The sequence below is a fragment of the Streptomyces sp. AP-93 genome (assembly GCF_022808175.1).
Lineage (GTDB): Bacteria > Actinomycetota > Actinomycetes > Streptomycetales > Streptomycetaceae > Streptomyces.
Genome location: NZ_JALGBX010000067.1, coordinates 1 through 1,755 on the forward strand (window position 1 = coordinate 1; position 1,755 = coordinate 1,755).

General features: G+C 68.1%; 1 protein-coding gene. It reads right to left on the reverse strand.

All coding sequences use genetic code 11. The annotated features are described in order from the left end of the window. Positions 1–31 precede the first annotated feature (31 nt). The gene (locus MTF69_RS42600) at positions 32–1,672 is read right to left on the reverse strand and encodes an IS4 family transposase (protein ID WP_243342203.1); all 1,641 of its coding nucleotides are present in this window, start codon (positions 1,670–1,672) and stop codon (positions 32–34) included. Positions 1,673–1,755 lie beyond the last annotated feature (83 nt).

A 1,755-nucleotide genomic window follows, 5' to 3' on the forward strand; every position in this document is an offset into this window, starting at 1 on the left:
CCCAAGGCCGGGTAGTTAGCGTTTTCGCAGGTCACGCAAGGGGTGTTGGCGTCCATGCTGTAGCGGCGTAGAGGCCGGGGCCGAGTTTGTGGATGAGGCCGGTGGTGGCCCATCTGGAGAGCTGTCGATACATGGTTTCCATGGTGATGTCGCCGAAGTGGGAAGCGATGTCGCGGGGGCGCCAGAGGCGGGTGGGGTCTTCTTCGAGCAGGGCCAGGATCCGGTGTCGGCGGCGCTCGGCGGGGGCGGTGTGCCGGTCGTCGCGGGAGGCGGTGGGGATCTGGGCGCGTGGTTCGCCGGGCTCGATGACGCTGACGGTGAGATGGGTGATGGTGCGGCTGGTGTCGGGCCTGCCGTCGTCGTGGCGGGTGCTGTAGCGGGACATCGGCGACTTGACCTTGCGGGTGCTGACCCGTTGTCGCCGAGGTGGGAGGAGACGAGTCAGGATCCGGTGTCCGATCAGTCCGACGCGATCGGCGACGGGGTCGGTGGGGATGATGCCGGCAGCCTGGACGACCTGGTCGCGGGCGGTCTGGAGGGCGACGGTGAAGCAGCAGCGGTCTGGATCGGTGCCGGGCACGGACTCGGCGGCCTCGACCATCACGGTCCGCAGTGCCTGGTAGAGCGTGAGCAGGGCCCACACTTCCTGCTCGACGCCGGCTGGGTCACCAGAGCGCAGGACGCGCCCGTTCATGATCGTGTGGCGGAGTGCGTAGTACGCGGATTCATGCTCCCACCGCTGGTGATAGAGGCCCGCCAGCGTGGCCGCAGGGTAGCGACGGGCGTCGGTCAGGGTAGTGACCAGCCGGTACGAGCCGGTGAAGACAGTGCCGTCCGCGCAGGTCACCGTGATGTTCGCGTCGATGACGCGTACTTTCACGGTGCCGATCACCGACAAGTAGGAGCCGTCGCCGAGGCGTGTCAGGACCGGAATGCGGCGGTTGGCGCGGAGCCTGCCCAGCACCTGGGCGCCGGTCGTACTCACGGCGGCGAGGAAGCTGTTGCCGTCGAAGCCCTTGTCCCACAGGACCAGCATGTCCGGCCGCAGCAGATGCAGCAGCCGGGAGGCGTAACCGGTCTCGCCGCCGGCCGGCGGTCCGAACACCGCGCCGAGCATGGCCCGCGTCCCCGTCTCCACCAGCGTCATCAACTCCAGCGTCGGATAGCCGTGGTGAGACGTCCGCCCCAGCCAGGCCCGGTTCCGCTCGGAGTCGGTGACCTTCTGCGAGCTGCAGCCGTCGAACGACACCGTCCGAAACGAACCGAACCGCACCCCCGGCGTCGTCGGCCAGGCCAGCGGCCCGGCGAGTACCTCGAACAACGCCCGAACCGGTGCGGCACCCAGCCGACGGCGTAGATCACGCAGAGCCTTCGGTGTCGGGCCGGCCACCAACACCCCGGACAGCCCCGCCGTCAACTTGTCCCACACCAGCCGATAGCCGACCTCGGGGAACAGGCACATCGCGAGCAGGAAGTAGACCCCCACTCGCGACGGGAGATCCCGCAACCGCTGCTGCACCGATCGCGTCTCGGCCAGGACCGCATCGACCAGCTCGAACGGCACGGCAGCAGTCAGCTCGCCCAGATGGCCGGGCGCGAACCGACCCGTGGCCACAGTGACCGTACGGGTGATGGCCATCACCGGTGCCGGCGGGACATGATGAAACAGCAACGGAGCTCCTCGGGCACAAAGCTGTCTTGGACGACTGCCTGTACCAACGAGCTCCGTTGCACTGCGTCAGAAATCCTTCAACA